This window comes from Agromyces sp. NBRC 114283 (assembly GCF_030268405.1).
Classification (GTDB): Bacteria; Actinomycetota; Actinomycetes; order Actinomycetales; family Microbacteriaceae; genus Agromyces; species Agromyces mediolanus.
This window is the reverse complement of the sequence record NZ_BSQP01000001.1, coordinates 1,484,647-1,508,817: the sequence shown is the minus strand read 5'-3', so window position 1 is coordinate 1,508,817 and position 24,171 is coordinate 1,484,647. Positions and strand designations below refer to the sequence as shown.

Genomic DNA, 24,171 nt, shown 5'->3' with positions numbered 1-24,171 from the left:
GGGAGTCCGTCAGGCCTGGGGCGGCTCGACCGGGTGCGGCGTGCCGCCGGTGATGCGGACGAGCTCCTCGAACGTCGTCGGGAAGACGGTCTTCGCGTGCCCGGCGGCCGCCCACACCTCCGGGTACGCCGCGAGGTGCACATCGACGATCGTGCGCACCGGCGCCGGGTGCCCGACCGGGGCGACGCCGCCGATCACCTGGCCGGTGGCCTCCTTGACGGCCTCCTTCGAGGCGCGCCGGATCGTGCCGCCGAGCGCCTCGCCGAGCCACTCGGTGTCGACGCGGTGCGCACCCGAGGTGAGCACGAGGATCGGCTCCTCGTCGATCGTGAACACGAGCGAGTTGGCGATCTGGCCGACGTCGATGCCGAGGGCGTCGGCGGCGAGCTGGGCGGTCGTGACGGCGTCGTCGAACCACTGGATGCGTGGCTCGACGCCCTGAGCGGCGAGGGCGGCGGCGACGCGATCGACGGCGGGATGCGTGGGGTCGGTCATGGCACGATCCTACGGAGCGCGCGTCGTGTTCTGGACACCCCGGTGCACTAGGGTGCGAGCGTGACCGCCCCCTCCCCCTCGCCGCTCGCCCGCCGACTCGGCCTCCGCGACGCCGTGGCCATCGGCCTCGCCTCGATGATCGGCGCGGGCGTGTTCGCGGTATGGGCGCCGGCGGCGCGCGCCGGCGGCGACTGGCTGCTGCTCGGCCTCGCGCTCGCCGCGCTCGTGGCCTATGCGAACGCCAGCTCGACGGGGCGGCTCGCCGCCCGCTACCCGGAGTCCGGCGGCGCCTACCGCTACGGGCGGGAAGAGCTCGGAGCCTGGCCGGGCTTCCTCGCCGGCTGGGGCTTCGTCATCGGCAAGACGGCCAGCTGCGCGGCGATGGCTATGACCGCGGCCGCGTACCTCGTGCCCGCCGAGTGGCAGAAGCCGGTCGCGATCGCCGCCGTCGTGCTGCTCTCCGGGCTGAACCTGCTCGGCATCACCCGCACCGCGCGGGCGGCGACCGTCATCGTCGCCGCCGTGCTCGCCGTGCTCGCCCTCGTCGTCCTCGCGGGCCTCTCCGGGCTCGCCTCGGGCGACGCGGCGGGACCGCTCGCCTCCAAAGCAGCCACCGGCCCCTACGGGGTGCTGCAGTCGGCCGGACTGCTGTTCTTCGCCTTCGCCGGCTACGCCAGGATCGCGACCCTCGGCGAGGAGGTGCGCGCGCCCGAGCGCACCATCCCCCGGGCCATCGCGATCGCCCTCGGCGTCGTCGTGGCACTGTACGCGCTCCTCGCCGTCGTGCTGCTGCAGGCCCTCGGTGCTGGCGGCCTCTCCGCGGCGGGCGCCGCGCCGCTCGCCGAGCTCGTCGGCCGGAGCGGCTGGGGCTGGGCCGTGCCCGTCGTCGGGGTCGGCGCGGCACTCGCGGCGCTCGGCGCCCTGCTCGCCCTCATCGCGGGCATCGGCCGGACAGCGCTCGCGATGGCCCGCGACGGCGAGCTGCCGCGCGGCCTCGCGGCCGTGCAGCCCCGGACGCAGGTGCCGTACGCCGCCGAACTCGTCGTGGCGGCCGCGATCATCGCCGTACTGCTCGTCGCGGACCTCCGCGAGGCCATCGGCTTCAGCTCCTTCGGCGTGCTCCTCTACTACCTCGTCGCGAACTTCGCGGCCCTCCGGCTGCTCGGCCGTTCCACCGGATCGCGCGCCACGCGCCGCGCCCGCCGAGGCCTCGCGGTCGTCGGCGCGATCGGCTGCGTCGTCCTCGTCGTGACCCTGCCGCCGCTCGCGGTCGCCGGCGGCGTCGCCGTGTTCGCCCTGGGGGCGCTGTTCCGGGCCATCCGGCTCCGCCTCGCGCGCCCGGCCCCGTAGGATTCGAGCATGCCCGTCGATGCCGCCGCCCTCGTCCGCCCGCTCGCCGGAATCGGCCGCCCCTCGATCGACGACACCGCCTTCGTCGCGGCCGGCGCCGTGATCGTCGGCGACGTGCGACTCGAGGCGCAGTCGAGCGTCTGGTACAACGCGGTGCTCCGCGCCGAGGCCGCCCCGATCGTGCTCGGCGCGCGGGCGAACCTGCAGGACACCGTCGTCTGCCATGTCGACGCCGGCTTCCCGCTCACCGTCGGCGAGGGCGTCTCCGTGGGGCACGGCGCCGTGCTGCACGGCTGCACGATCGAACGGGACAGCCTCGTCGGCATGAACGCGACGGTGCTGAACGGTGCCGTCATCGGCGCGGGCTCGCTCGTCGCCGCCGGCGCCGTCGTGCTCGAGGGCACCGTCGTGCCGCCCGGCTCGCTCGTCGCCGGCGTCCCCGCGAAGGTGCGCCGGGAGCTGAGCGAGGAGGAGCGCGCCGGCATCCGCAGGAACGGCGAGGCCTACCTCACGCACCTCGCGGAGCATACGGCGCCGAGCGCGTGACGACGGCGCGCAGCCGCCGCGCCCGCCGCAGCAGCCAGCGCGCCGGGAGGGCGACGAGCATCGCCGCCGCTCCTGCCGGCGTGCGGTCGTAGTCGCCGAGCATCCGCTTGCGCTCGTAGGCCCGACGGAGCGCCCCGCCGACGAGGTTGTGCCGCCGCCGCGGCACGGGCAGCGGCCCGCGCTCGCGGGCGGCGACGAGCCGGTCGAGTTCGTCCTCCCAGTCGTCGTGCTGCTCGCCGTGGAAGTAGTTGTCGTCGAGCCATCCGGGATCGGGCTGCCGCCACCGGCCTGCGGCGAGCTCCGCCGCGTCACCGAAGAGCCCGCTGCCCTCGAACACGGTGTTGATCTGCTTCGGGCCGATGCCGAAGTCCTCGAGCAGCAGCACCGGCACGCCCACGGCGATCGCCTCGAGCACCGCGGTCGAGCTGACGGTGACGAGCGCCGCCGCCGACTCGAGGTGGCCGGACATGGGGCCGTCGCGGACGACGAGATTCGGCGGCAGCCCACCGCCCGTCAGCGCCAGGAGCTCCGGGGGCGGGTCGGCGAGGAGCTCGCCGAGGTCGAACTCCTCGGCGTGCGTCTGCGCCTCGCCCGGCCGCGCCCGCACCTTGAGCACGACGTGATGGTCGGGGTGGGCGCGGGCGGCGCGGGCGAGCATGCCGAGCAGGCGCACCCGCTCCTCGAAGCCGGCCGGCACCTTCGCCTGCACGGCGAAGAGGAGCTCGTTCCGCTCGGGCCCGACCCAGGCGCTCGGCGGAACGGCCGCGAGGAACGGCAGCGTGGCGAGGCCGAAGCGCATGGCGACCCCGAGCGCCCGCGCGTTGGCGGCGAACTCGCGCAGTTCGCGGCGGCTGTGCAGCACGACGAGGTCGACGAGCTCGCGGTAGACGATCGCCTTCGGCTCGGCAGGGATGGTGAGACCGGGGAAGCCCGAGACGAGCACCGGCCGGTTCGGGAGCCCCGCGATGCGCCCCGCGACGACGCGCACGAGCGGCCCGCGCAGGGCGAGCAGCACCGCGTCGGGCGGGTCGGCGGCGAGCCGAGCGAGCAGTGCGTCGAGCTCGAGCGTGCGCACCTCGGCCGGGGCGAAGCCGGATCCCGCCAGCGCGGCGTCGAGCTGCCGTGCGCTCGGCAGCACGGGTGAGGCGAGCAGCACGACCTCGCTCGCCCAGGCTCCCGCGACGCGGCCGGCGAGGGCCGCGCCCCACTTCGCGTACGAGTCGCTGTCGGCGACGACGAGCAGCCGGCGCGCCGGCGCCGCCTCCCCGTCGCCGCTCACACGAGCACCCGGCGCAGCTTCGCCTTCGGGGCCTCCTCGCCGGGGAACACGCGCTTCACGCCGTCGCCCATCGCGGTCTCGATGATGCGGATGTCGCGGACGAGGTGCTCGAGGCCCTGCGGTTCGAGGGAGGCGGCGTGGTCGCTCCCCCACATCGCCCGGTCGAGCGTGATGTGCCGTTCCACGGCCACCGCGCCGAGGGCGACCGCGGCGAGCGAGATCTGCAGGCCCCGCTCGTGCCCCGAGTAGCCGACCGGCACCGGGTAGCGCAGGGCGAGCGTGTCGATCGTGCGCAGGTTCGCCTCCTCGGCCGACATCGGGTAGCTCGAGGTGGCGTGCATGAGCAGCAGCTGCGAGGTGCCGAGGGTGACGACGGCGCGGTCGATCTCCTCGAGCGTCGACATGCCGGTCGAGAGGATCACGGGCTTGCCGGTCGCGGCGATCGCGCGCAGCAGCGGGACGTCGGTGACGGACGCGGAGGCGACCTTGAAGGCCGGCACGTCGAGCTCGTCGAGGAAGGCGACGGAGGGCTCGTCCCACGGCGAGGCGAACCAGTCGAGGCCGCGGAGGTCCGCGTAGCGGGCGATCTCGAGGTAGTCGTCTCGGGACAGCTCCACCCGGCGTCGGTAGTCGAGGTAGCTCATGGTGCCCCAGGGCGTCTCCCGCGGCACGTCCTTCATGTGCTCCGGCGTCGCCAGCTCCGGCGTGCGCTTCTGGAACTTCACGGCCTGGCAGCCGGCCTCGGCCGCGACATCGATGAGCCGCTTCGCGAGGTCGAGCTCGCCGTTGTGGTTGAGGCCGATCTCGGCGATGACGTAGACGGGCAGGCCGGTGCCGACCTCGTGACGACCGATGCGCACGCTCATGTCAGGGCTCCTTCAGTTGCGGGGTCGGGCTCGGCCTCGACGGCCGAGCCTCCGGACGGGGTGGGCGGGGCGGCGGGGGCATCGGCGGCCGCCCCCACGGCCGCGCGCCCAGCCAGGACGGCGTCGGCCAGCTCTCGGACCGCGCCGTCACCACCCCGCCGGCTGAGGACGAGGCGCGCCAGACGGCGCACCTCGGGGATCGCGTCGGCGACCGCGACCGGCCAGCCCGCGAGGGCGAGGGCCGGCACGTCGCCGAGGTCGTTGCCGAGGTAGGCGATGCGGTCGAGCCGGATGCCTCGGCGCTCGGCCCAGTCGGCGAGCGCGGCGCCCTTGTCGGCGACGCCCTGCAGCACCTCGACGCCGAGCTTCGCGGCGCGGGCCCCGACGACGGGGTGCCGCTCGGCCGAGAGGATGAGCACGGGGACGCCCGCCGCGCGCATCCGGGCGACGCCGGCGCCGTCGCTGCGGCTCACCCGGACGAACTCGACCCCGTCGCCACCGACGATCGCGGTGTCGTCGGTGTGCACGCCGTCGAAGTCGGTGACGACGGCGTCGACGTCGAGCCGCGGGCGCCAGGCGCCGCCGTCGAGCATCGGCGCGAGCGCCTCGGCGATGGCGAGCTCGGCGGGGCCGTCGATCTCGAGTGCGTGCGCCTCGGGCACGAGCTGCACCTCGACGCGCCCGAAGAAGCGGTGCCCGGCGGTGCGGAAGCCCTCGACCCGCAGCACGTAGAAGGCGCCCGTCTCACGGAACTCGGGCTCGCGGTCCTGCCGTCGGAGTCGCCGGGCGGCGTCGTGGTTCACGCCCGTCGCGCCGGCCGAGGCATCCCGCCGCCAGAGGAAGGCGTGGCTCTCGACCGCGGAGAAGACGACGTCGGCCTCGCCGGCGAGCACGCGGGCGACCGCGAGGTCGACATCGTCCGGGTCGATGAAGGGCGAGGTGGCCTGGATGAAGACGAGCACCTCGGGGTCGCTGCCCGCGAGCGCGAGCTGGTCGAGCGCGTGCAGCAGCGCGCGCTCGGAGCTGGCCGAGTCGCCGGCGAGCTCGACCGGCCGGGCGATCGTCTCGGCGCCGGCGTCCCGCGCGGCCTCGGCGATCGCCGCGTCGTCGCTCGTGACCGCGACCCGGTCGATGAGCGCGGCGGCCGACGCGGCGCGCACGGCGCGGGCGACGAGGGGGACGCCGCCGACGGGCGCGAGGTTCTTGCCCGGCAGGCCCTTGGAGCCGCCGCGCGCCGGGATCACCGCGACCACCGAGGGGCGGTCGGCGGGGTCGGTGCGCTCGCGTGCCATGGGGCGACGGTACGTCGCCGTCGTGGCGGTGGGGTGGCCGCCCGGTGAACACTCCGCGCCGCTGGCCCGCCGAGCTCGTCGAAGCGCCTGGTTCACTGAGCTCGTCGAAACGCCTGGTTCGCTCAGCCCGTCGAAGCGCCTGGTTCGCTGAGCCCGTCGAAGCGCCTGGTTCGCTGAGCCCGTCGAAGCGCCTGGTTCGCTGAGCTCGTCGAAGCGCCTGGTTCGCTGAGCTCGTCGAAGCGCGCCCTCAGCCCGTCGGCAGGCTCCGCTCGACCGCGTCGAGCACGGCGTCGTAGACCTCCTCCCAGGACGTGCCGTGCCCGGCCATCCCGGTGAGTTCGAGGCTCACCGCACCGTGCACCTGCGCCCAGACGGCGACGACGCTCACCCCGACCTCGGCGGCGCCGCGGCCGGCGATCGCCGCCTGCAGCGGGGCGAGGGAGGCGGATGCCGAGGCCGGGTCGGGTTCGCAGTCGGCCACGGACTCGAGCGCTCCCCCGAACATCAAGCGGTAGAGCGCCGGATGCCCGAGGGCCCACTCGCGGTAGGCGACGCCGAGCGCGCGCAGGCCGTCCGGGGCGGCCTCCTGCTGGGCCGCCGCGAAGGAGGCGAAGCCGTGTTCGATGACGGCGGCCAGGAGCTCGCCCTTGCCGCCGAACAGGGCGTACACGGCCGACGTCGAGGTGCCGGCAGCGCTCGCGATGTCGCGGAGGGCCGCGCGGGACGCCCCGTCGCGGGCGACGATCTCGGCGGTGACCTCGAGCAGCCGCTCGCGGAGCGCGTCGTCGTACACGGGGGGTCTTGCCATGTCGCCAGTCTAGTCATAACATCGTTTTGTAACGACGTTATGGAGGCGTGGGATGACTCGAACGGTGTTCCCGGGGCGGTACACGGCCGCGCCCGAGCGGGAGACGATCACGGTGTTCCTCATCGGCATGCGCGCGAACCGCTGGTGGCGCGTACCCCGGGTGCAGCGGGTCGCGAAGCAGATGCCGCGCATGCTCCGCCACCTCGCCACACACACCGAGGCGGGCATGCTCGGCTTCGAGAGCTGGGTCGGCCGAACGACCATCCTGCTCTCGTACTGGGAGAGCCCCGAGCACCTGCAGCGCTTCGCCGCCGACCGCGACGCGCCGCACCTCGAGCCCTGGCGCGAGTTCATGCGCACGGCGCTCGGCACCGGCCACGTGGGCGTGTGGCACGAGACGTACGAAGTGCCCGTCGCGGACGCCGAGGCAGTCTACGCCGACATGCCCGCGTTCGGGCTCGCCAAGGCGACCGCGCACGTGCCCGTCGGACCTGGGCAGAACACGGCGAAGCAGCGGCTCGGGCGTTCGGGGCAGCGGGCGGCCTGAGTCCGGGGGCGCTTCGACGGGCTCGACGCTTCGACGGGCTCGACGCTTCGACGGGCTCAGCGAACCACGAGGCGCTTCGACGGGCTCAGCGAACCACGAGGCGCTTCGACAGGCGCAGCGATCCGCCGCGGGCTCAGCGAACCGCCGTGGGCCCAGCGCTCCGGGCTCAGCCGGCGAGACGCAGTTCGGCGGCCTTCACGACATTCGCGAGCAGCATGGCCCGGGTCATCGGGCCGACCCCGCCCGGGTTCGGCGACTGGTGCCCCGCGACCTCGGCGACCGCCGGGTCGACATCGCCCGTCAGCCGGCCCTTGCCGGTCTCCTCGTCCTGGACCCGGGTGATGCCGACGTCGAGCACGGCGGCGCCGGGCTTGATCCAGTCCGGCTGCACGAGGTGCGGCACCCCGACCGCCGCGACGACGATGTCGGCGCGACGCACCTCGGCGGCGAGGTCGCTCGTGCGGGAGTGCGTGAGCGTCACCGTGGCGTCGAGTCCTTTGCGGGTGAACAGCAGCCCGAGCGGCCGACCCACGGTGAGCCCGCGACCGATGACGGTCACGTGACGCCCGCGGATCGGCACCTCGTAGCGGTGCAGCATCTCGACGATCCCGGCCGGTGTGCAGGGCAGGGGCGAAGCGAGCTCGCCCTCAATGCCGAGCACGAGCCGGCCGAGATTGGTCGGGTGCAGGCCGTCGGCGTCCTTGCCCGGGTCGATCGCCTCGAGCGCGGCGTGCTCGTCGAGGCCGGCCGGGAGCGGCAGCTGCACGATGTACCCGGTGACCTCGGGGGCGTGGTTGAGGTCCCGGATGGCCGCCATCACGTCGGCCTGCGTCGCCGAGGCGGGCAGGTCGATGCGGATCGATTCGATCCCGACCTCGGCGCAGTCGCGGTGCTTGCCCGCAACGTACGAGCGCGAGCCGGGGTCGTCGCCGACGAGGAGCGTGCCGAGGCCCGGCACGATCCCGTGACTGCGCAGGCTCGCGATGCGGCCGGCCAGCTCGGACTTCACGGCAGCCGCGGTCGCGACGCCGTCGAGGGTGATGGCGGTCATCCGGGTGCGTCCTTACTGCTGCAGGCCGGGGTACAGCGGGAACGCGGCGGTGAGCTTCTGCACCCGCTCGCGCAGCGCGGCGACGTCGGCGCCGCCCATGAGGACCTCGGCGATGACGTCGGCGACCTCGGTGAACTCGGCGTCGCCGAAGCCGCGGGTCGCGAGCGCCGGCGTACCGATGCGCAGGCCCGAGGTGACCATCGGCGGGCGCGGGTCGAACGGCACGGCGTTGCGGTTGACGGTGATGAGCGCCTCGTGCAGCAGGTCCTCGGCCTCCTGGCCGTTGATCTTCGAGTTGCGCAGGTCGGCGAGCACGAGGTGCACATCGGTGCCGCCCGTGAGCACGTCGATGCCCGCGGCGCGCGAGTCGTCGGCGGTGAGACGGTCGGCGAGGATCGCCGCGCCGCGCAGGGTGCGCTCCTGACGGTCCTTGAAGTCCGCGGAGGCGGCGATCTTGAACGCCGTCGCCTTGGCCGCGATGACGTGCATGAGCGGGCCGCCCTGCTGGCCGGGGAACACGTTGGAGTTCAGCTTCTTCGCGAGCTCGGTGTCGCGCGAGAGGATGAAGCCCGAGCGCGGGCCGCCGATGGTCTTGTGCACCGTCGAGGACACCACGTCGGCGTAGGGCACGGGCGAGGGGTGCAGGCCAGCGGCGACGAGGCCGGCGAAGTGCGCCATGTCGACCCAGAGCTTGGCGCCGACCTCGTCGGCGATCTCGCGGAACGCGGCGAAGTCGAGGTGGCGGGGGTACGCGGACCAGCCGGCGATGATGACCTGCGGCTTGTGCTCGAGCGCCTTCTCGCGGACGACGTTCAGGTCGACGCGGAACGTCTCGGGGTCGACGCCGTAGGAGACGGCGTTGTAGAGCTTGCCCGAGAAGTTCAGCTTCATGCCGTGGGTGAGGTGGCCGCCGTGGGCCAGCTCGAGGCCGAGGATGGTGTCGCCCGGGGTCGCGATCGCGCCGAGCACGGCGGCGTTGGCGCTCGCGCCCGAGTGCGGCTGGACGTTGGCGTACTCGGCCCCGAAGAGGCTCTTCGCCCGCTCGATCGCGAGCGACTCGGCGATGTCGACGAACTCGCAGCCGCCGTAGTAGCGGCGGCCCGGGTAGCCCTCGGCGTACTTGTTCGTGAGCACGGAGCCCTGGGACTGCAGCACCGAGACGGGAACGAAGTTCTCGCTCGCGATCATCTCGAGGTAGTCGCGCTGGCGACCGAGCTCGAGCTCGAGCACCTCGGCGATCTCGGGATCAACCTCGGACAGCGGGGCGTTGAAGACGGATTCGGCCAAGACTGGCTCCTTCATGACAGGTACGGACCAAACGAGGGTGCTGCCTCGCGCGACTCGCGCCACGAGGCATCCGTACCGGCCCAGGCGTGCGGTCGATGCGTGCCAGTCGCTCCCCGATGGTGACCATCTCAACGCCAGTCGCGACGGAGCAAGCATAGCAATGGATGCCACCTCACCGCGGGTGTTGCGAATGGCGACGTCGTGGCAGGATGGGGCGCGGGAGTAAAGATCCCTCACAAATGGTCGCACCGACCGCTCGACGACGAGGAAACCGCGCATGAGCATCGCCGCCCGCACCGCCCGCCTCCTCGCCGCCGCCCTGTCCATCGCGCTCGGCTCGGTCGTTCTGGCCGGCTGCGCGCCGCAGCCGAACGGAGCCGACGTGCCCCGCATCATCCCCGCCCCGGCCTCCTTCGAGCAGCTCGACGCCGAGCCGTTCCGCCTCGACGACACGAGCCGGGTGCTCGTCGTCGGCGACGCCGGCACCGCCCCCGCGCTGCTCGCCGCCCAACTGCGCCTCGCCACCGGCGCCGAGGTGCCGGTCGTGGCCGGCAGCGAGGACGAGGCAGGCCCGGCCGATGTCCTGATCGCCGTCGAGGCCGGGGCGGCCGAGGCATCCGTCCCCGCCGCGCCCGCCGCCGAGGCGTACCGGCTCACCACCGGCGCCGACGGCGCCCGCATCGAGGCGGCGAGCCCGGCCGGCGCGTTCTGGGCGAGCCGGAGCCTGCTGCAGCTGCTGCCGGCCGCGATCCTGTCCTCGGGCGAAGCGGCCCAGGCAGCGCGCACGCCGGAGGGCGGCTGGACCGCACCCGCCGTGCGCATCGACGATGCCCCGCGCTTCGCCTACCGGGGCGCGATGCTCGACGTCGCCCGGCACTTCCTGCCCGTCGGCGACGTCGAGCGCTACGTCGACCAGCTCGCGATGCTGAAGCTCAACGTGCTGCACCTGCACCTCACCGACGACCAGGGATGGCGGCTGCAGATCGACGCCTGGCCGGAGCTCACCGGCATCGGCGCGTCCACCTCGACGGGCGGCGACGGCGGCGGCTTCTACACGAAGGACGATTTCCGCCGCCTCGTCGCCTACGCGGCCGAGCGGCACGTGACGATCGTGCCTGAGGTCGACCTGCCGGGGCACACCAACGCGGCCCTCAGCGCCTACCCCGAGCTGAACTGCGACGGCGTCGCGCCGGCCCCGTACGAAGGAGTCGAGGTCGGCTTCTCCTCCCTCTGCGCGGCCCCCGAGCGCGCCGAGGCCACCGACCGCTTCCTCGCCGACGTCACCCGCGAGCTCGCCGAGCTCACCCCCGGCCCGTGGATCCACCTCGGCGGCGACGAATCGCTCGCCACGAGCGAGGCCGACTACCTCGACCTCGTGCGCCGGATGACCTCGGCGGGCGCCGCCACCGGCAAGACGATCATCGGCTGGCACGAGCTCGGCGCCTCGCCGGAGCTGCCTCCCGGCACCGTCGGGCAGTACTGGGACTACGCGACCCCGCGCGAGGAGACCGGCTCCGAGGCCGACGTGCGCTCGTTCCTCGACCAGGGCGGCCGCATCGTCTTCTCCCCCGCCGACGTCGCCTACCTCGACATGGTCTACCCCGACGCGCCGAGCTTCGAGGGCCGCGAGCTCGGCCAGGACTGGGCCGACGGCGACACCTCGCTCGCCGAGGCGTACGGCTGGGATCCGGCGGCGATCGTCCCCGGTGTCGGCGACGACGACATCCTCGGCGTCGAGGCGCCGATCTGGACCGAGACGATGCGCACCCTCGACGAGGTCGAGTTCATGGCGTTCCCGCGCATCCTCGCGATCGCCGAGATCGCCTGGTCGCCGGCCGCGCCCGACGGACGCGACGAGGCCGCGTTCTTCGGCGCCGTCGCCGGCTACGGCGAGCGCCTGGAGGCGATGTCGGTGCCGTACCACCGCATGCCCGAGGTGCCCTGGCGCGACTGAGGGCGGCGCCGCCGCTCGGCCGGTGCGGGCTCGCCTGGGATGACGCGGAGGGAGGATGAATCTGGCCGATTCATCCTCCCTCCGTGCGAATCTCCTCCGCGCGGGCGCGGGACCAGCCGCGCCGCGCCGCGCCTACTTCACGCTGCCGGCCGTGAGGCCGCCGACGAGGCGCTTCTCGATGAGCATGAACAGGATGACGACCGGCACGATCGCGACGATCGAGACGCCGAACACGTACTGCCAGCTCGTCTCGTACTGGCCGACGAACTTCGTGAGCGCGACCGAGAGCGGCTGGTTGCCCGCCGTCGAGAGGATCACGAGCGACGCCGCGAACTCGTTCCAGCACGCCACGAAGGTGAACACGATCGCGGTCACGATGCCCGGCCAGACGAGCGGCAGGTTGATCCGGAACAGCACCGTCAGCCGGCCCGCGCCGTCGATCTGGGCCGCCTCGTCGACCTCCTTCGGGATGCCCGCGAAGAAGGAGTGCATGATCCACACCGCGAACGACAAGTTGAACGCCGCGTTGATGAAGATCATCGCCGCCCAGGTGTCGATCAGCCCGAGCGTCGCGAACTGCCGGAACAGTCCGGAGGTGAGCACCGCGGGCTGCAGCATCTGCGTGACGATCACCAGGAAGAGGAACACCATCCGCCCGGGGAAGCGGAACCTCGCGGTGTAGTACGCGGCGGGCAGCGCCACGAGCAGCACGAGCAGCGTCGCGAACACCGAGATCACGATGGTCGAGATCAGGTTCTGCGGCAGCGGCGTCTCGGGGGTCGACCACATGTTGAGGTAGTTCTCCCAGTGCCACTCCGTGGGGAAGTAGGTGGGATCGACCGAGCGGATCTGCGCCTTCGTCTTCACGGAGCCGAAGAACATGATCGTGTACGGGAGGATGAAGATCGCGAGCACCACGAGGCCGGCGAGCATGCGCAGCAGCACGCGGCCGAGCGGCACCTGGTCCTCGGTGTAGCGGCGCTTGCGCGCGGGCCCCCGGTCGCGGCCGCCGGGCGAGCGCTCGGCGTCGACGGAGAGCATGGCGCGGGTTTCGGTGACGGTCATCGCTCAGACCTCCCTGGTGGGCTTGACGACCTTCACGTACACCGCGACGATCACGATGACGATGAGGAAGGCGACGACCGAGAGCGCTGAGGCGACGTCGACCTTGTGCTGGTTCTGGATGTATTTGAAGATCATCGTCATGATCGTGTCCGCGTCGTAGCCGGGGATCGATCCGGTCATCACCTTCAGGATCGGCAGCGAGTTGAACACGTTGATGATGTTGATCAGCACGGCGACCGAGAGCGCGCCGCGCAGCTGCGGCAGCACCACGGTGAAGTAGGTGCGGGCGGGGCTCGCGCCGTCCATCTTCGCGGCCTCGATCGTGTCGCTCGGCACCGTGGCGAGGCCGGCGAGGATCGTGTAGGTCGTGAACGGGAGGGACACGAAGATCGCGATCACGATCGACCAGATGAAGGCCGTCGTGGGGTTGCGGGTCCAGCCGTAGCCCTCGGGGGTGTCGATGAGCCCGACGTCCACGAGGAACTTGTTGATCACGCCGAAGTACGGCTCGAGCCCGTAGTAGACGACCATCGTCGTCATGACGACCGAGGCCGCCCACGGGATGATCACGACGAGGCGGACGATCCGCCGGCCGGGGAACGCCTTGTTCAGGATCTGCGCGATGCCGAGCGAGATCAGCACGGTGAACACGACGACCACGACGACCCACACGATCGTGCGCAGGAAGATCGGCCAGAAGTACGGGAAGGAGAACACCTCGACGTAGTTGTCGAAGCCGACGGACCCCTTGTCCACGCCGGACTGCGAGATGTCCCGGGTCGAGTTGAAGAACATGACCCCGGCGGGGAACAGCACGACGCCGAGGATGAGGGCGAGCGCGGGGGCGATCCAGGGCAGCGCCTTGACGAGGTCGCGCCCGCCCGGCTTGCCGCGGGCGGCGCCGCCCGGGGCGTTTCCCGCGCGGCCCGTTCCCCCGGGGCGGGGGCGGCCCGAGGCCGCCCCCGCGGGGTTCGATGACGTATCGGTTGTGGAGCTCATGGTGCGGTGGTCACCGAACCCTTCCGTGGTGAGTCGGGGCTCAGCCCGCGTCGGCCTGCGCCTGGATCTCGGTCAGGACGTCCTGCGCCGGCTTCGTCTGGATCTGACCGAAGAGCGACTTGAACGCACCGTCCGTGGCGGACCACTTCGGGTTCGTCGACGGGTAGAACTGCGCGTCCGGCAGCACGTCGAGGAACGGCTTCAGCGCTTCCTCGCCCGAGAGTGCCTCGGCGCCCGACTTCGTGACGGGCAGGAAGCCCTCCGTCTGCACCCACGGCACGTACACGTCGGCCGAGTAGTAGTAGTCGAAGAACTTCGTGATGGCGTCCTTCTTGCTGTCGTCGTTCTTGAACGCCATCAGCTGGTCCATGACGCCGAGGGTGAACGCCGAGCCGTCCTTGGTCGGGATCGGCACGATCGAGTAGTCGAGCTCGGGGTTGTTCTCCGCGATCTGGCCGACGGTCGGCGGGAGGCCGACCTGCATGCCGATCTTGCCCTGGACGAAGATGTCCATGAGCGGCGAACGGTTCGTCGAGCCCGGGTCGGCCTGCGTGGCGCCCGCGTCGATCATCTTCTTGATCTGCTCGGCGCCCGGCAGGTTGGCCGGGTCGTCGACCGTGATCTCGGACGCGTCGCCGAAGCTGCCGCCGCCGCCCCACAGCCACACGGCCGCCTCGGCCTGCGCCTCTTCCGAGCCGAGCGGCATGCCGTAGCCGGCGACGCCGCCGCCGAGCGCGGAGACCTTCGTCGCCGCGTCGAGGAGCTCGTCCCAGGTCTTCGGCGGGGCGGCCACACCGGCCTGCGCGAGCAGAGCGTTGTTCACGAACAGCGCGCGCGCCGAGGCGATGAGCGGCAGCGCGTAGGCGGTGCCGTCGACCTCGGCGTTCGCGAGGAACGCGTCCTGGAAGTCGGAGTACGTGTCGGACGAGACGACGTCCTTGGCCGGGTAGAGCAGATCGTCGGCCGCGAAGCCGGCGAAGGGGCCGCCGTTGTAGATGTCGGGCGCCTCTCCACCCTGGATCTTCGTGGCGATGACCGACTCGAGGTTGTCCCAGGACTGGACCTCGAGCTCGACCGCGATGTCGGGGTTGGCCTTCTCGAAGCCCGAGATGACGTCCTCCCAGAGGCCCTGGGTGTTGTCGGAGTAGCTCGGCACGAGCAGGTTCAGGGTGGTCTTGCCGGAGGCGTCGCCCCCGCTCGAACCGCCGCCGAAGCCGCACGAGGCGAGCGTCAGCGTCGCCGCGGCGGCCAGCGCGATCGCGCCGAACCGGTGGGACTTCTTCATGTGTGCTTCCTCACTGTGTTGGTGGTGCACAGCCGCAGAACGCTTCACGCGACAGTGCGTGCATTCAGTCCGTCGGATGACGGGTGGTGAATGTCCCTCCGGAGAACCGATCAGTTTCGCCCAGACGGTGCTCGAAATGATGGCCGCGGCCGTCAGCGCCCGTCAAGAGGCGTCCCCGGATCGTTATCCGAATTTGTTCGGAAACTATACATACCGTCTCATTCGGCCACAACACCAGTACTGCTTGCATTGACATGATTGCAAGATGCATGAAACGATCATCCGCGAGCATTGATGCGTCGTCAGCCGTGCTGAAGGAGCAGGGCCGACGACCGACCACGGAGGAGCGACACGGTGACCGACCCCACCACCCCCCAGCCCGCCGGCGGAGCGCACATGGCCGCCGAACTCGCCTCGCAGCCGGAGACCTGGGCGCGCGCCGCCGGCCTCCGCGCCGAGCAGGCGCTGCTGCCCGCGGCGGGTGCGCGGATCGCCGTCGTCGGCTGCGGCACCTCGTGGTTCATGGCCCAGTCCTACGCCGCCCTCCGCGAGCGCGGGGGCCAGGGCGAGACCGACGCGTTCGCGGCATCCGAAGCGTTCATCGACCGGGGCTACGACGCGGTCGTCGCGCTCACCCGCTCCGGCACGACGACCGAGGTGCTCGAGCTCGTCGAGGGCCTCCGCGGCCGGGTGCGCACGATCGGCGTCATCGGCGACGCCGACTCCCCGCTCGTCTCGCTCGTCGACGACGCCGTGCTCCTGCCCTTCGCCGACGAGCAGTCCGTCGTGCAGACCCGCTTCGCGACCACCGCACTCGCGCTCTTCCGCGCGAGCCTCGGCGAGGACCTCGACGGTGCGATCGCGGATGCCTCGGCCGCCGTCTCCGCCGAGCTCGACCCCGCCCTCGTCGACGCCGAGCAGTTCAGCTACCTCGGCCGCGGCTGGACCGTCGGACTCGCCCACGAGGCCGCACTGAAGATGCGCGAGGCCTCCCAGTCCTGGACCGAGTCGTACCCGTCGATGGAGTACCGCCACGGGCCGATCGCGATCGCCGCGCCCGGCCGGGTCACCTGGCAGTTCGGGCCGGCGCCGGAGGGTCTCGCCGCCGACGTCGCCGCGACCGGCGCCCGCTTCGAGACGAGCACGCTCGACCCGATGGCCGACCTCGTCCGGGCCCAGCGCGTCGCCCTCGCCCGTGCCCGCGCCAAGGGACTCGACCCCGACAGCCCCCGGAACCTCTCGCGATCGGTCATCCTGAATCCGTGAACCGATCCTCCGACCTTCCCGCCGTCGGGCCGGCCCCAGTGGGCACCGGTCCGGCGGTGCTCGCCTTCGACGTCGGCGGGACCGACATCAAGGCGGCGCTCTTCGACGACGCCGGGCGCGTGCTCGGCCTCAGCCGCACCCCGACGCCGCTCGAGCACGGGCGCACCGCCGCCTCGGTGACGCGCCGGCTCGGCGAGCTCTCCCGTGAGCTGCGCGCACGGTTCCCCGAGGTCGAGCCGGTCGCCGCGGGCGTCGTCGTGCCGGGCATCGTCGACGCCGAGCGCGGCGTCGGCGTCTTCGCGAGCAACCTGGGCTGGGCGGACGCCCCGATCCGGGCGCTCGCCTCCCGCGAGATCGGCCTGCCCGTCGCCTTCGACCACGACGTCCGCGCCGCGAGCTGGGCCGAGCACCGGCTCGGCGCCGCCCGCGCCTTCGACGACGTCGTCGTGCTCGTCATCGGCACCGGCATCGCCGGATCGCTGATCCTCGACGGCCGCCCGCACACCGCCGGGGGCTACGCGGGCGAGATCGGGCACTCCCCCGTCGCCGACTCCCCGCGCTGCGCCTGCGGCGCGATGGGCTGCCTCGAAGCGATCGCCTCGGCCGGCGCCATCGCCCGGCACTACGCCGAGCGCTCCGGACGCGCAGTGGACGGCGCCCGCGAGGTGCTCGCGCTGGCGGCCGACGGCGACGCCGAGGCATCCGCGGTCTGGTCGGAGGCCCTCGACGCGCTCGCCTTCTCGATCGCCCAGCTCACCGCCGTGCTGGCGCCGCGCGCGGTCGTGATCGGCGGCGGGCTGTCCCGCGCAGGCGACGGGCTGTTCGGGCCGCTCCGCGATCGGCTCGACGCCCGGTTGAGCTTCCACCGTCGGCCCGAGCTCGTCCCCGCGGAGCTCGGCGAGGACGCCGGACTCCTGGGCGCCGCGCTCATCGCCCGCGAGCTCGACGGCGACACGGCAGCGGATGACCCGGATGTCACGGGCCGCGCGGATGCCGAGGTCGCCGGATGATCGTGACCGTCACGCCGAACCCCGCACTCGACCTGACCTGGCGCGCCGAGCGCGTCGTGCCCGGCGGTTCGCACCGCGTCGACGCCGCGCTCGCCCGCGCCGGCGGCAAGGGCGTGAACGTCGCCCGGGTGGCGCACGCGCAGGGCGCCGAAGTCCTCGCCGTGACGACCGCCGGCGGACCCGTCGGCGAGGAGTTCGCGAACGAGCTGCGCGAGAGCGGGGTGCCGCACCGGCTCGTGCCCGTCGCGGCCGAGACCCGGCGCAGCGCCGCGATCGTCGACGAGGCGCTCGGCGACACGATGATCTTCAACGAACGCGGCACGAGTCCGAGCCCCGCCGAGTGGGCGGCCCTCCTCGACGAGGTGCAGGCGGCCCTGCTCGGCGCGGGCGTGCTCGTCGTCTCAGGGAGCCTGCCTCGGGGCGCCGATCCCGGGCTCGTGCCGCGACTCCTGAGCCTCGCCGCAGACCGCGGCGTGCCTGCGGTCGTCGACGTCTCCGGCCCCGCGATGCTCGCTGCCGCGTCGGCGGGCGCCGCCCTGCTGAAGCCGAACCGGGCCGAGCTCGCCGACGCGACCGGCCTCGACGATCCGTTCGAGGGCGCCCGCGAACTGCTCCGGCTCGGCGCCCGGCGCGTGCTCTGCTCCCTCGGCGCCGAGGGCCTGGTCCTCGTCCGCGCCGGCGTCGCCCCGCTCCGCGCCCGCCTCCCCGAACCGCTCGCCGGCAACCCCACCGGCGCCGGCGACGCCGCGGTCGCCGCGGCCGCCGTCCTGCTCCACGACGACCCGGACGTCGACGACGAGCGACTGCTCGTCGCCGCGGCGTCCTGGTCGGCCGCGGCCGTGCTCGCGCCCGGTGCCGGCGACATCTCGCCGCGGCATCCCGAGCTCGCCGACCGACTCCTCGTCGACCGTCCCGCCGGAGCCTGACGCTCCCGGCATCCCACCGGAAAGGCCACGCATGCCCCTCGTCCCCGCCGCCGAGCTCGTCCGCGCCGCCGCAGCCGCAGGCACCGGCCTCGGCGCCTTCAACGTCATCCACCTGGAGACCGCCGAGGCGCTCGTCGCCGCGTCCGAGCGGGCCGGGCTGCCGGTCATCCTGCAGCTCTCCCAGAACTGCGCGGACTACCACGGCGCGCTCGAGCCGATCGGACTCGCGACGCTCGCGGTCGCACGGCGGGCGGCGACGCCCGTCGCGGTGCACCTCGACCACGCGGAGCGCGAGGAGCTCGTCGACGAGGCGATCGCCCTCGGCTTCGGCTCCGTCATGTTCGACGGCGGCGCCCTGCCGTACGAGGAGAACGTCGCGGCGACCGCGCGCGTGACCGCGAAGGCGCACGCCGCCGGCGTCTTCGTCGAGGGCGAGCTCGGCGAGGTCGGCGGCAAGGACGGCGCGCACGCGCCGGGCGTCCGCACCGACCCCGCCGAGGCCGTCGCCTTCGTCGAGGCGACCGGCGTCGACGCCCTCGCCGTGGCCGTCGGGTCCTCGCACGCGATGACCGACCGCACGGCCGCGCTCGACCTCGAGCTCATCGCACGGCTGCACGAGGCGCTCCCCGTGCCGCTCGTGCTGCACGGCTCCTCCGGCGTGGCCGACGCGGAGATCGCCAGGGCGATCGCCGCGGGCATGACGAAGATCAACGTCTCGACGCATCTGAACGGCCACTTCACGCGCGCCGTGCGCGAGTTCCTCGCGGCGCGGCCCGATATCGTCGATTCCCGGAAGTACGTGCGCGAAGGCCGGGAGGCCGTCGCCGTCGAAGCGGCGCGGATGCTGCGGAACTTCGCGCTGACCGAGGGGTGACCATGAATCGTGCCGAGCGGCTGAACGCGGTGCTCGACCTGCTCGCGGACGGCGGACGGGTCGAGGTCGAGGAGCTCGTCGAGCGCCTCGGCGTCTCGCCGGCCACCGCCCGCCGCGACCTCGACACCCTCGCCGAGCAGCAGCTGCTCACCCGCACGCGGGGCGGTGCCGTCGCGCAGACCGTCGCCTACGACCTGCCGCTGCGCTACAAGAACCACCAGCGCACCGACGAGAAGGAGCGGATCGCCCAGGCCGCGAGCCGGCTCGTGCCCGCCGGTGCCGTGATCGGCCTGTCCGGCGGCACGACGACGACCGCCATCGGCAACGCGCTCGCGATGCGGCCCGACATCATGGAGCCTTCGCCGACGCCGAACCTCACGGTCGTGACGAATGCGGTGAACATCGCCACCCAGCTCGCGACCCGGCCGCAGATCAAGCTCGTGGTCACGGGCGGCGTGCTGCACCCGCGCAGCTACGAGCTGGTCGGCAGCTACGCCGAGCAGGTGCTGAACTCGGTGACCGTGGACATCGCGTTCATCGGCGTGAACGGCATCGACCCCGTCAAGGGCCCGACGACCCACGACGAACGCGAGGCCGCCGTGAACCGGCTCATGGCCACCCGCGCGGGGCGGGCGATCATCGTGGCGGACTCCTCGAAGCTCGGGCGCACCGCGTTCGCGACCATGGGCGGGCCGCGACTGTTCCCGCTCGTCATCACCGACTCGGGCATCACGTCGGAGCAGCGCGCCGCGCTCGCCGAGCACGGCTACGAGGTGATGGTCGCCGAATGAGCCTCCTCGCCCGCGCAACTAGGCTGAACGCGTGAGCACCGCGCCCGTCGTCATCCACTCGGCCCGTCTCGTCACCGACTCGGAGACCACCCCCGACGCCTGGGTGCGCTTCGAGGGCGGCGTCGTCGCGGCGCGCGGCCTCGGCGAGGGCTGGCGCGACGAGCTCGCGGCCGGCACCGAGGTGGTCGACGCGGCAGGCGGATGGCTCGCCCCCGGCTTCATCGACCTGCACTGCCACGGCGCCGGCGGCGCCTCCGTCGACGACGGGCCGGAGGGCGTCGAGGGCACGCTCGCGGTGCACACCGCGCACGGCACGACCCGCTCGGTCCTCTCGCTCGTGACCGCTCCCGTCGACGCCCTCGCCGAGCGGCTGCGCATGATCTCCGAGCTGGCGGCGCACGACCCGCGGATCCTCGGCTCGCACCTCGAGGGGCCGTTCCTCGACCACGAGTTCCGCGGCGCGCACGATCCCGAGCTGCTGCGGCGGGCGACCCTCGCCGACGTCGACGCGCTGCTGGATGCCTCGGACGGCACGCTGCGCCAGATCACCATCGCGCCCGAGCACGAGGGCGCCGCCGAGGCGATCGCCCGCTTCGTCGACCGGGGCGTCGCGGTCGCCGTCGGGCACACCGGCGCGGGCTTCGAGGAGGCGCTGGCCGCCTTCGACGCGGGCGCCTCGATCCTGACGCATGCCTTCAACGGCATGCGCGGCATCCACCACCGCGCCCCCGGCCCCGTGGTGGCCGCGATGCACGCCGATCACGTGACCCTCGAGATCATCAACGACGGCGTGCACGTGCACCCCGACGTCGTGAAGCTCGCCTTCTCGGGCGCGCCGGGGCGGCTCGCGCTCATCACCGACGCCATGGCAGCCACGGGTGCGGCCGACGGCGAGTACATCCTCGGCTCGCTCGAGGTCGTCGTGCTCGACGGGGTCGCCCGGCTGAAGCACGGCGGCTCCATCGCCGGGTCCACCCTGACGCAGGACGTGGCGCTCCGCCGCGCCGTGCTCGACTGCGGCATCCCGCTGAACGAGGCGATCGGCGCCTTGACCGCCACGCCCGCCGCCGCGATCGGTCGCGCGCACGAGCTCGGCCGCCTCGACCGCGGCTTCGCGGCCGACGCCGTGCTGCTCGACGACGAGCTCGCCGTGCAGGCGGTGTGGGGCGCAGGCCGCCCGCTGGTGCCGTTCGCCCGCTGAGCCGTCGCGGAACCGCCGTGGTTCGCTGAGCTCGTCGAAGCGCGCCGGCCGCGTTCCCTTCGACGAGCTCAGGGAACCAGGGTTGGTTCGCTGAGCTTGTCGAAGCGCGCGGCGTTCCCTTCGACGAGCTCAGGGAACCAGTGCCCGGTGGACCGGGTTCGGAGGCGTGTTCCCCATCGCCTCCGAAGCCCGGCCGGGTACCGAACCGGGCTTCCCCCGCCCGGTTCAGAGCCTCCGCGCGGAGCGGATCTCGCCGGGGTTCGGGTCTCCCGGCGCCGCGATCCGTGCGGATGCCTTCGCTGAACAGATGCAGTCTGGACGCGATCATGACGCGATTTCCAGAGAAATCTGCTGAAATGCTGTGACCCGATCAGTTTCCGCGTCATGACGCGGCTGCTCCACCGTCTCTCGATCGGGCCTGCACGCGATGCGCCCGGGAAGAGGATGACGATGCGGAACGCCGTGAGCGAGGTCTCGGACCTCGACCTCGTCGAGCAGACGAGGCAGGGCGACTCGGCCGCGTACGCCGAGCTGTGGCAGCGCCATGCGGCGTCCGGTCGCACCGTGGCGCGCTCGTACAGCAGCCTCGACCCGGACGACCTCGTCTCCGAGTCGTTCACGAAGATCTACGACGCGATCCTCGCCGGCGGCGGACCGCGCGGCGCGTTCCGCCCGTACCTCTTCACGACCATCCGCAACACGGCGGCCGGCTGGGGCCGCGCCCGCCAGGAGACGAACCTCGAGACGCTCGAGTCCTTCGAGGACCCCGAGTCGAACGAGCAGTCGACGCTCGATGCCCTGGACCGCAGCACGACGGCGCAGGCGTTCCGCTCGCTGCCGACGCGGTGGCAGGAGGTGCTCTGGTACTCCGAGGTCGAGCAGATGACGCCCGCGCAGATCGCACCGCTCGTCGGCATGAGCGCGAATTCGACGGCTGCCCTCGCCTACCGGGCCCGCGAGGGCCTGCGGCAGGCGTGGATCCGGGCGCACCTGAAGTCGGCGAGCGAACCGGAGTGCCGCTGGACCATCGATCACCTCGGCGGCTACGCCCGCGGCAAGCTCGGCAAGCGCGACACCTCCCGACTCGAACGGCACCTCGACGACTGCGCGAAGTGCACGATCGTCGCCGCGGAGGCGAAGGAGGTCGGCTCCCGGCTCGCGCTCGTGCTGCTGCCGCTCGCGGCCGGCATCGGCGGCGCCACCGCGTACTCCGCGTGGCTGCAGCAGCACACGCCGGTCGTCGACGTCGCCCTGGGCGTCGGCGGCGCGGGGATCGCCGTGGGCGTCGCCGGCGGAGCGGCGGGCGGCGCGAGTGGCGCGGGTGCCGGCGCCGCCGGTGGTGCCGGGGGTGCCGGGGGCGCCGCTGCCGGCGGAGCGGCCGGAGGCGTCGGCGGGGCCGGCGTCGCGGTCGGTGCCGGCGTGGGCGCGCTGGTACTCGTCTCCGCGGTCGTCGCGGCGGCCGTCGTGCTGCCCGGCCTCACCGCCGGCACCCCGGAGCCGCAGGCCGTCGCCGAGGCGCCCGCCGTCGAGGCGCCGGCCGCGGGGGCCGATGACGCCCCCGTCGTCGCTCCGCCGGCCGCGCCGCCGCTCGTCCCGCCGACGGTGCAGACGCCGCCCCCAGACGACGCCCCGCCCGTGGGGTCGCCCGCGCCGCAGGCCCCGGCAGAACCCGCCGCCCCGTCGCCCGCGCCGAAGCCGACGCCCACCCCGACGCCGACGCCCACTCCGGAACCCCCGGACACGGTCGCGCTGCCCCCGACCGTCGACCAGGACGTCGACACGGCCGGCGGACTCGTCTTCCCCCGGCTCACGGGCACCGCCGAGCCCGGCGCGACGGTCACGGCCACGCCCGTGCGTCAGGACGTCGCGACCGTGCTCGCCGCGAGCGACGGCGGCGCCGAGGCATCCGCCGCCGACGGCTCGATGAGCACCGTGGCGGGGTCCGACGGCCGCTGGATGCTCGAGCTTACGACGCTGCCGGCCGGCGACAGCCGGGTGGCGGTGGTGCAGCGCGACGTCGCGGGCAACGTCTCCGCTCCGACCGAGATCGGGCTCTGGCTCCAGGCGCCCGTCCTGCACTACGGCGGATTCCTCGGCGCAGCCTGGGTCGGTCTGTTCACCGGCGCGCCCGGCGCGACGGTGGAGCTGCTCGCCGATGGGCGCGTCGTCGATCGCGTGGAGCTCGGCGAGGACGGCCGGGCCAGTCGGGAGTATCTCGGCTTCGTCGAGGACCCCGCCACGATCGGCGTCCGCTACGTCGTCGGAGACCGCACGGGCGTCTTCGCCCCCGGCCTGCGGAACTGGGGCGAGGAGGGCGGCCTGATCGCCGACACGGCCGCCCCGGACAGCGGTCAGCTCGCGCCGGTCGCACCGGAGGAACCCGGTACTCTGGCGGGATGACCTCCGCCGCCGACCTCGCTCCCGCGCACCTGCACCACTGGGTGCTGACCCTCGTCTGCGTCGACGGACCGGGCATCGTGCACGCGGTGAGCGGGGCGATCGTCGCGGCGCGGGGCAACATCACCGAGAGCCAGCAGTTCGCGAGCCTCGACACCGGCCGCTTCTTCATGCGGCTGCAGGTCGAGTCGCCCGCGGACCGCGCGGAGTTCGAGCGGGCCATCCTGCCCGTCACCGAGCGCTACGGCATGGAGTGGCACCTCGACGAGGTCGCCCGGCCGCTCCGCACGCTCGTGCTGGCCTCCACCGCCGGCCACTGCGTGAACGACCTGCTGTTCCGTCAGCGCGCCGGGCAGCTGCCGGTCGACATCCCCCTTGTGCTCTCGAACCACGGCACGCTGCGCGACCTCGTCGACTTCTACGGGGTGCCGTTCGAGTCCCTCGCGGTCACGAACGCCGACGAGAAGGCGGCGTTCGAGCGGCGCGTGCTCGAGGCGGTCGAGGAGCACGACATCGAGCTCGTGGTGCTCGCCCGCTACATGCAGATCCTCTCCCCGGAGTTCTGCGAGGCGCTCGCCGGCCGCTGCATCAACATCCACCACTCCTTCCTGCCCGGCTTCAAGGGCGCGAACCCCTACCGCCAGGCGCACGCCCGCGGCGTGAAGCTCATCGGGGCGACCGCGCACTTCGTGACGAGCGATCTCGACGAGGGCCCCATCATCGAGCAGAACGTCGTGCGTGTCGACCACTCGCGCTCGGTCGCCGAGCTCGTCGCGATCGGGCAGGACGAGGAGAGCCGTACGCTCAGCCAGGCCGTGAAGTGGTTCGCGGAGCGACGCGTGCTCGCCGACGGCGAGCGGACCATCATCTTCCGCTGAGCCT

The 24,171-nt window shown here is 73.2% G+C and carries 22 protein-coding genes and 1 riboswitch; of the genes, 12 read left to right on the top strand and 10 right to left on the bottom strand.

Annotation, left to right across the window (positions count from 1 at the left end):
* Positions 1 to 9: 9 nt before the first annotated feature.
* Entirely contained in the window at positions 10 to 495 is a 486-nt protein-coding gene (locus QSJ60_RS07330; RefSeq protein ID WP_285463161.1) for a YbaK/EbsC family protein, read from the bottom strand.
* Between the two features lie 60 nt (positions 496 to 555).
* Between QSJ60_RS07330 and QSJ60_RS07325 the strand changes: the two genes are divergently transcribed.
* Positions 556 to 1,845, top strand: a complete 1,290-nt coding sequence (locus QSJ60_RS07325; protein ID WP_285463160.1) for an APC family permease — start codon at positions 556 to 558, stop codon at positions 1,843 to 1,845.
* Positions 1,846 to 1,854: 9 nt separating this feature from the next.
* Positions 1,855 to 2,391 (top strand): gamma carbonic anhydrase family protein, encoded by a 537-nt coding sequence (locus tag QSJ60_RS07320; protein ID WP_285463159.1) that lies wholly within the window; start codon positions 1,855 to 1,857, stop codon positions 2,389 to 2,391.
* Here the strand turns inward: QSJ60_RS07320 and QSJ60_RS07315 are convergent.
* The 4 genes from QSJ60_RS07315 to QSJ60_RS07300 all read right to left on the bottom strand — a co-directional run bounded on the left by QSJ60_RS07315 (position 2,354) and on the right by QSJ60_RS07300 (position 6,636).
* On the bottom strand, positions 2,354 to 3,670 hold the full coding sequence (locus QSJ60_RS07315; protein WP_285463158.1) for a DUF6716 putative glycosyltransferase: 1,317 nt from the start codon (positions 3,668 to 3,670) through the stop codon (positions 2,354 to 2,356). The genes QSJ60_RS07320 and QSJ60_RS07315 overlap by 38 nt on opposite strands.
* Entirely contained in the window at positions 3,667 to 4,536 is an 870-nt protein-coding gene (locus tag QSJ60_RS07310) for an N-acetylneuraminate synthase family protein (protein WP_285463157.1), read from the bottom strand. Before QSJ60_RS07310 ends, QSJ60_RS07315 begins: the two co-directional genes overlap by 4 nt.
* A complete protein-coding gene (locus QSJ60_RS07305; protein ID WP_285463156.1) occupies positions 4,533 to 5,828 on the bottom strand; it encodes an acylneuraminate cytidylyltransferase in 1,296 nt (431 codons plus the stop codon). Before QSJ60_RS07305 ends, QSJ60_RS07310 begins: the two co-directional genes overlap by 4 nt.
* A gap of 247 nt (positions 5,829 to 6,075) precedes the next feature.
* Entirely contained in the window at positions 6,076 to 6,636 is a 561-nt protein-coding gene (locus QSJ60_RS07300; RefSeq protein WP_285463155.1) for a TetR/AcrR family transcriptional regulator, read from the bottom strand.
* Between the two features lie 52 nt (positions 6,637 to 6,688).
* On the opposite strand from QSJ60_RS07300, the gene QSJ60_RS07295 reads away from it, so the two are divergent.
* Complete coding sequence (locus QSJ60_RS07295) at positions 6,689 to 7,183, top strand: DUF4188 domain-containing protein (protein ID WP_285463154.1); 495 nt, start codon at positions 6,689 to 6,691, stop codon at positions 7,181 to 7,183.
* A gap of 166 nt (positions 7,184 to 7,349) precedes the next feature.
* Here the strand turns inward: QSJ60_RS07295 and QSJ60_RS07290 are convergent, their stop codons facing one another.
* Both QSJ60_RS07290 and glyA read right to left on the bottom strand, forming a co-directional pair.
* Positions 7,350 to 8,234, bottom strand: coding sequence for a bifunctional methylenetetrahydrofolate dehydrogenase/methenyltetrahydrofolate cyclohydrolase (locus tag QSJ60_RS07290; RefSeq protein ID WP_285463153.1), 885 nt, complete (start codon positions 8,232 to 8,234; stop codon positions 7,350 to 7,352).
* A 12-nt stretch (positions 8,235 to 8,246) separates the two neighbouring features.
* Complete coding sequence (glyA, locus tag QSJ60_RS07285) at positions 8,247 to 9,536, bottom strand: serine hydroxymethyltransferase (protein ID WP_189083810.1); 1,290 nt, start codon at positions 9,534 to 9,536, stop codon at positions 8,247 to 8,249.
* A gap of 56 nt (positions 9,537 to 9,592) precedes the next feature.
* A riboswitch (ZMP/ZTP riboswitch) is annotated at positions 9,593 to 9,673 on the bottom strand.
* A gap of 125 nt (positions 9,674 to 9,798) precedes the next feature.
* On the opposite strand from glyA, the gene QSJ60_RS07280 reads away from it, so the two are divergent.
* The gene (locus tag QSJ60_RS07280) at positions 9,799 to 11,475 is read left to right on the top strand and encodes a beta-N-acetylhexosaminidase (RefSeq protein ID WP_285463152.1); all 1,677 of its coding nucleotides are present in this window, start codon (positions 9,799 to 9,801) and stop codon (positions 11,473 to 11,475) included.
* Positions 11,476 to 11,607: 132 nt separating this feature from the next.
* On the opposite strand, the gene QSJ60_RS07275 is transcribed toward QSJ60_RS07280, so the two are convergent.
* From QSJ60_RS07275 to QSJ60_RS07265, 3 genes are read right to left on the bottom strand one after another with little or no spacing between them, the layout of a single operon-like run.
* Positions 11,608 to 12,540, bottom strand: a complete 933-nt coding sequence (locus QSJ60_RS07275; RefSeq protein ID WP_285463151.1) for a carbohydrate ABC transporter permease — start codon at positions 12,538 to 12,540, stop codon at positions 11,608 to 11,610.
* A 3-nt stretch (positions 12,541 to 12,543) separates the two neighbouring features.
* Entirely contained in the window at positions 12,544 to 13,539 is a 996-nt protein-coding gene (locus tag QSJ60_RS07270; protein ID WP_285463150.1) for a carbohydrate ABC transporter permease, read from the bottom strand.
* A gap of 40 nt (positions 13,540 to 13,579) precedes the next feature.
* Positions 13,580 to 14,824 (bottom strand): extracellular solute-binding protein, encoded by a 1,245-nt coding sequence (locus QSJ60_RS07265; RefSeq protein WP_285463149.1) that lies wholly within the window; start codon positions 14,822 to 14,824, stop codon positions 13,580 to 13,582.
* A 396-nt stretch (positions 14,825 to 15,220) separates the two neighbouring features.
* Between QSJ60_RS07265 and QSJ60_RS07260 the strand changes: the two genes are divergently transcribed.
* From QSJ60_RS07260 to purU, 8 genes are all read left to right on the top strand, one after another.
* On the top strand, positions 15,221 to 16,090 hold the full coding sequence (locus QSJ60_RS07260; protein WP_285465276.1) for an SIS domain-containing protein: 870 nt from the start codon (positions 15,221 to 15,223) through the stop codon (positions 16,088 to 16,090).
* A complete protein-coding gene (locus QSJ60_RS07255) occupies positions 16,087 to 17,100 on the top strand; it encodes an ROK family protein (RefSeq protein ID WP_285463148.1) in 1,014 nt (337 codons plus the stop codon). The genes QSJ60_RS07260 and QSJ60_RS07255 overlap by 4 nt, the downstream gene beginning before the upstream one ends.
* On the top strand, positions 17,097 to 18,026 hold the full coding sequence (locus tag QSJ60_RS07250; protein WP_285463147.1) for a 1-phosphofructokinase family hexose kinase: 930 nt from the start codon (positions 17,097 to 17,099) through the stop codon (positions 18,024 to 18,026). Before QSJ60_RS07255 ends, QSJ60_RS07250 begins: the two co-directional genes overlap by 4 nt.
* 31 nt (positions 18,027 to 18,057) lie before the next feature.
* Positions 18,058 to 18,900 (top strand): class II fructose-bisphosphate aldolase, encoded by an 843-nt coding sequence (locus QSJ60_RS07245; protein WP_285463146.1) that lies wholly within the window; start codon positions 18,058 to 18,060, stop codon positions 18,898 to 18,900.
* Between the two features lie 2 nt (positions 18,901 to 18,902).
* The gene (locus tag QSJ60_RS07240) at positions 18,903 to 19,691 is read left to right on the top strand and encodes a DeoR/GlpR family DNA-binding transcription regulator (protein ID WP_189083803.1); all 789 of its coding nucleotides are present in this window, start codon (positions 18,903 to 18,905) and stop codon (positions 19,689 to 19,691) included.
* Between the two features lie 31 nt (positions 19,692 to 19,722).
* The gene (nagA, locus tag QSJ60_RS07235) at positions 19,723 to 20,892 is read left to right on the top strand and encodes an N-acetylglucosamine-6-phosphate deacetylase (protein ID WP_285463145.1); all 1,170 of its coding nucleotides are present in this window, start codon (positions 19,723 to 19,725) and stop codon (positions 20,890 to 20,892) included.
* Positions 20,893 to 21,342: 450 nt separating this feature from the next.
* Positions 21,343 to 23,292, top strand: coding sequence for a sigma-70 family RNA polymerase sigma factor (locus QSJ60_RS07230; protein WP_285463144.1), 1,950 nt, complete (start codon positions 21,343 to 21,345; stop codon positions 23,290 to 23,292).
* Positions 23,289 to 24,167 (top strand): formyltetrahydrofolate deformylase, encoded by an 879-nt coding sequence (gene purU / locus QSJ60_RS07225; protein ID WP_285463143.1) that lies wholly within the window; start codon positions 23,289 to 23,291, stop codon positions 24,165 to 24,167. The genes QSJ60_RS07230 and purU overlap by 4 nt, the downstream gene beginning before the upstream one ends.
* Positions 24,168 to 24,171: the final 4 nt, after the last annotated feature.

Coding starts and splice junctions, on each gene's coding strand:
- QSJ60_RS07330 (WP_285463161.1), bottom strand. CDS start 495: ATGACCGACCCCACGCATCCCGCCGTCGATCGCGTCGCCGCCGCCCTC.
- QSJ60_RS07320 (WP_285463159.1), top strand. CDS start 1,855: ATGCCCGTCGATGCCGCCGCCCTCGTCCGCCCGCTCGCCGGAATCGGC.
- QSJ60_RS07310 (WP_285463157.1), bottom strand. CDS start 4,536: ATGAGCGTGCGCATCGGTCGTCACGAGGTCGGCACCGGCCTGCCCGTC.
- QSJ60_RS07305 (WP_285463156.1), bottom strand. CDS start 5,828: ATGGCACGCGAGCGCACCGACCCCGCCGACCGCCCCTCGGTGGTCGCG.
- QSJ60_RS07300 (WP_285463155.1), bottom strand. CDS start 6,636: ATGGCAAGACCCCCCGTGTACGACGACGCGCTCCGCGAGCGGCTGCTC.
- QSJ60_RS07295 (WP_285463154.1), top strand. CDS start 6,689: ATGACTCGAACGGTGTTCCCGGGGCGGTACACGGCCGCGCCCGAGCGG.
- QSJ60_RS07290 (WP_285463153.1), bottom strand. CDS start 8,234: ATGACCGCCATCACCCTCGACGGCGTCGCGACCGCGGCTGCCGTGAAG.
- glyA (WP_189083810.1), bottom strand. CDS start 9,536: ATGAAGGAGCCAGTCTTGGCCGAATCCGTCTTCAACGCCCCGCTGTCC.
- QSJ60_RS07280 (WP_285463152.1), top strand. CDS start 9,799: ATGAGCATCGCCGCCCGCACCGCCCGCCTCCTCGCCGCCGCCCTGTCC.
- QSJ60_RS07275 (WP_285463151.1), bottom strand. CDS start 12,540: ATGACCGTCACCGAAACCCGCGCCATGCTCTCCGTCGACGCCGAGCGC.
- QSJ60_RS07270 (WP_285463150.1), bottom strand. CDS start 13,539: ATGAGCTCCACAACCGATACGTCATCGAACCCCGCGGGGGCGGCCTCG.
- QSJ60_RS07265 (WP_285463149.1), bottom strand. CDS start 14,824: ATGAAGAAGTCCCACCGGTTCGGCGCGATCGCGCTGGCCGCCGCGGCG.
- QSJ60_RS07260 (WP_285465276.1), top strand. CDS start 15,221: ATGGCCGCCGAACTCGCCTCGCAGCCGGAGACCTGGGCGCGCGCCGCC.
- QSJ60_RS07250 (WP_285463147.1), top strand. CDS start 17,097: ATGATCGTGACCGTCACGCCGAACCCCGCACTCGACCTGACCTGGCGC.
- QSJ60_RS07245 (WP_285463146.1), top strand. CDS start 18,058: ATGCCCCTCGTCCCCGCCGCCGAGCTCGTCCGCGCCGCCGCAGCCGCA.
- QSJ60_RS07240 (WP_189083803.1), top strand. CDS start 18,903: ATGAATCGTGCCGAGCGGCTGAACGCGGTGCTCGACCTGCTCGCGGAC.
- QSJ60_RS07230 (WP_285463144.1), top strand. CDS start 21,343: ATGCGGAACGCCGTGAGCGAGGTCTCGGACCTCGACCTCGTCGAGCAG.
- purU (WP_285463143.1), top strand. CDS start 23,289: ATGACCTCCGCCGCCGACCTCGCTCCCGCGCACCTGCACCACTGGGTG.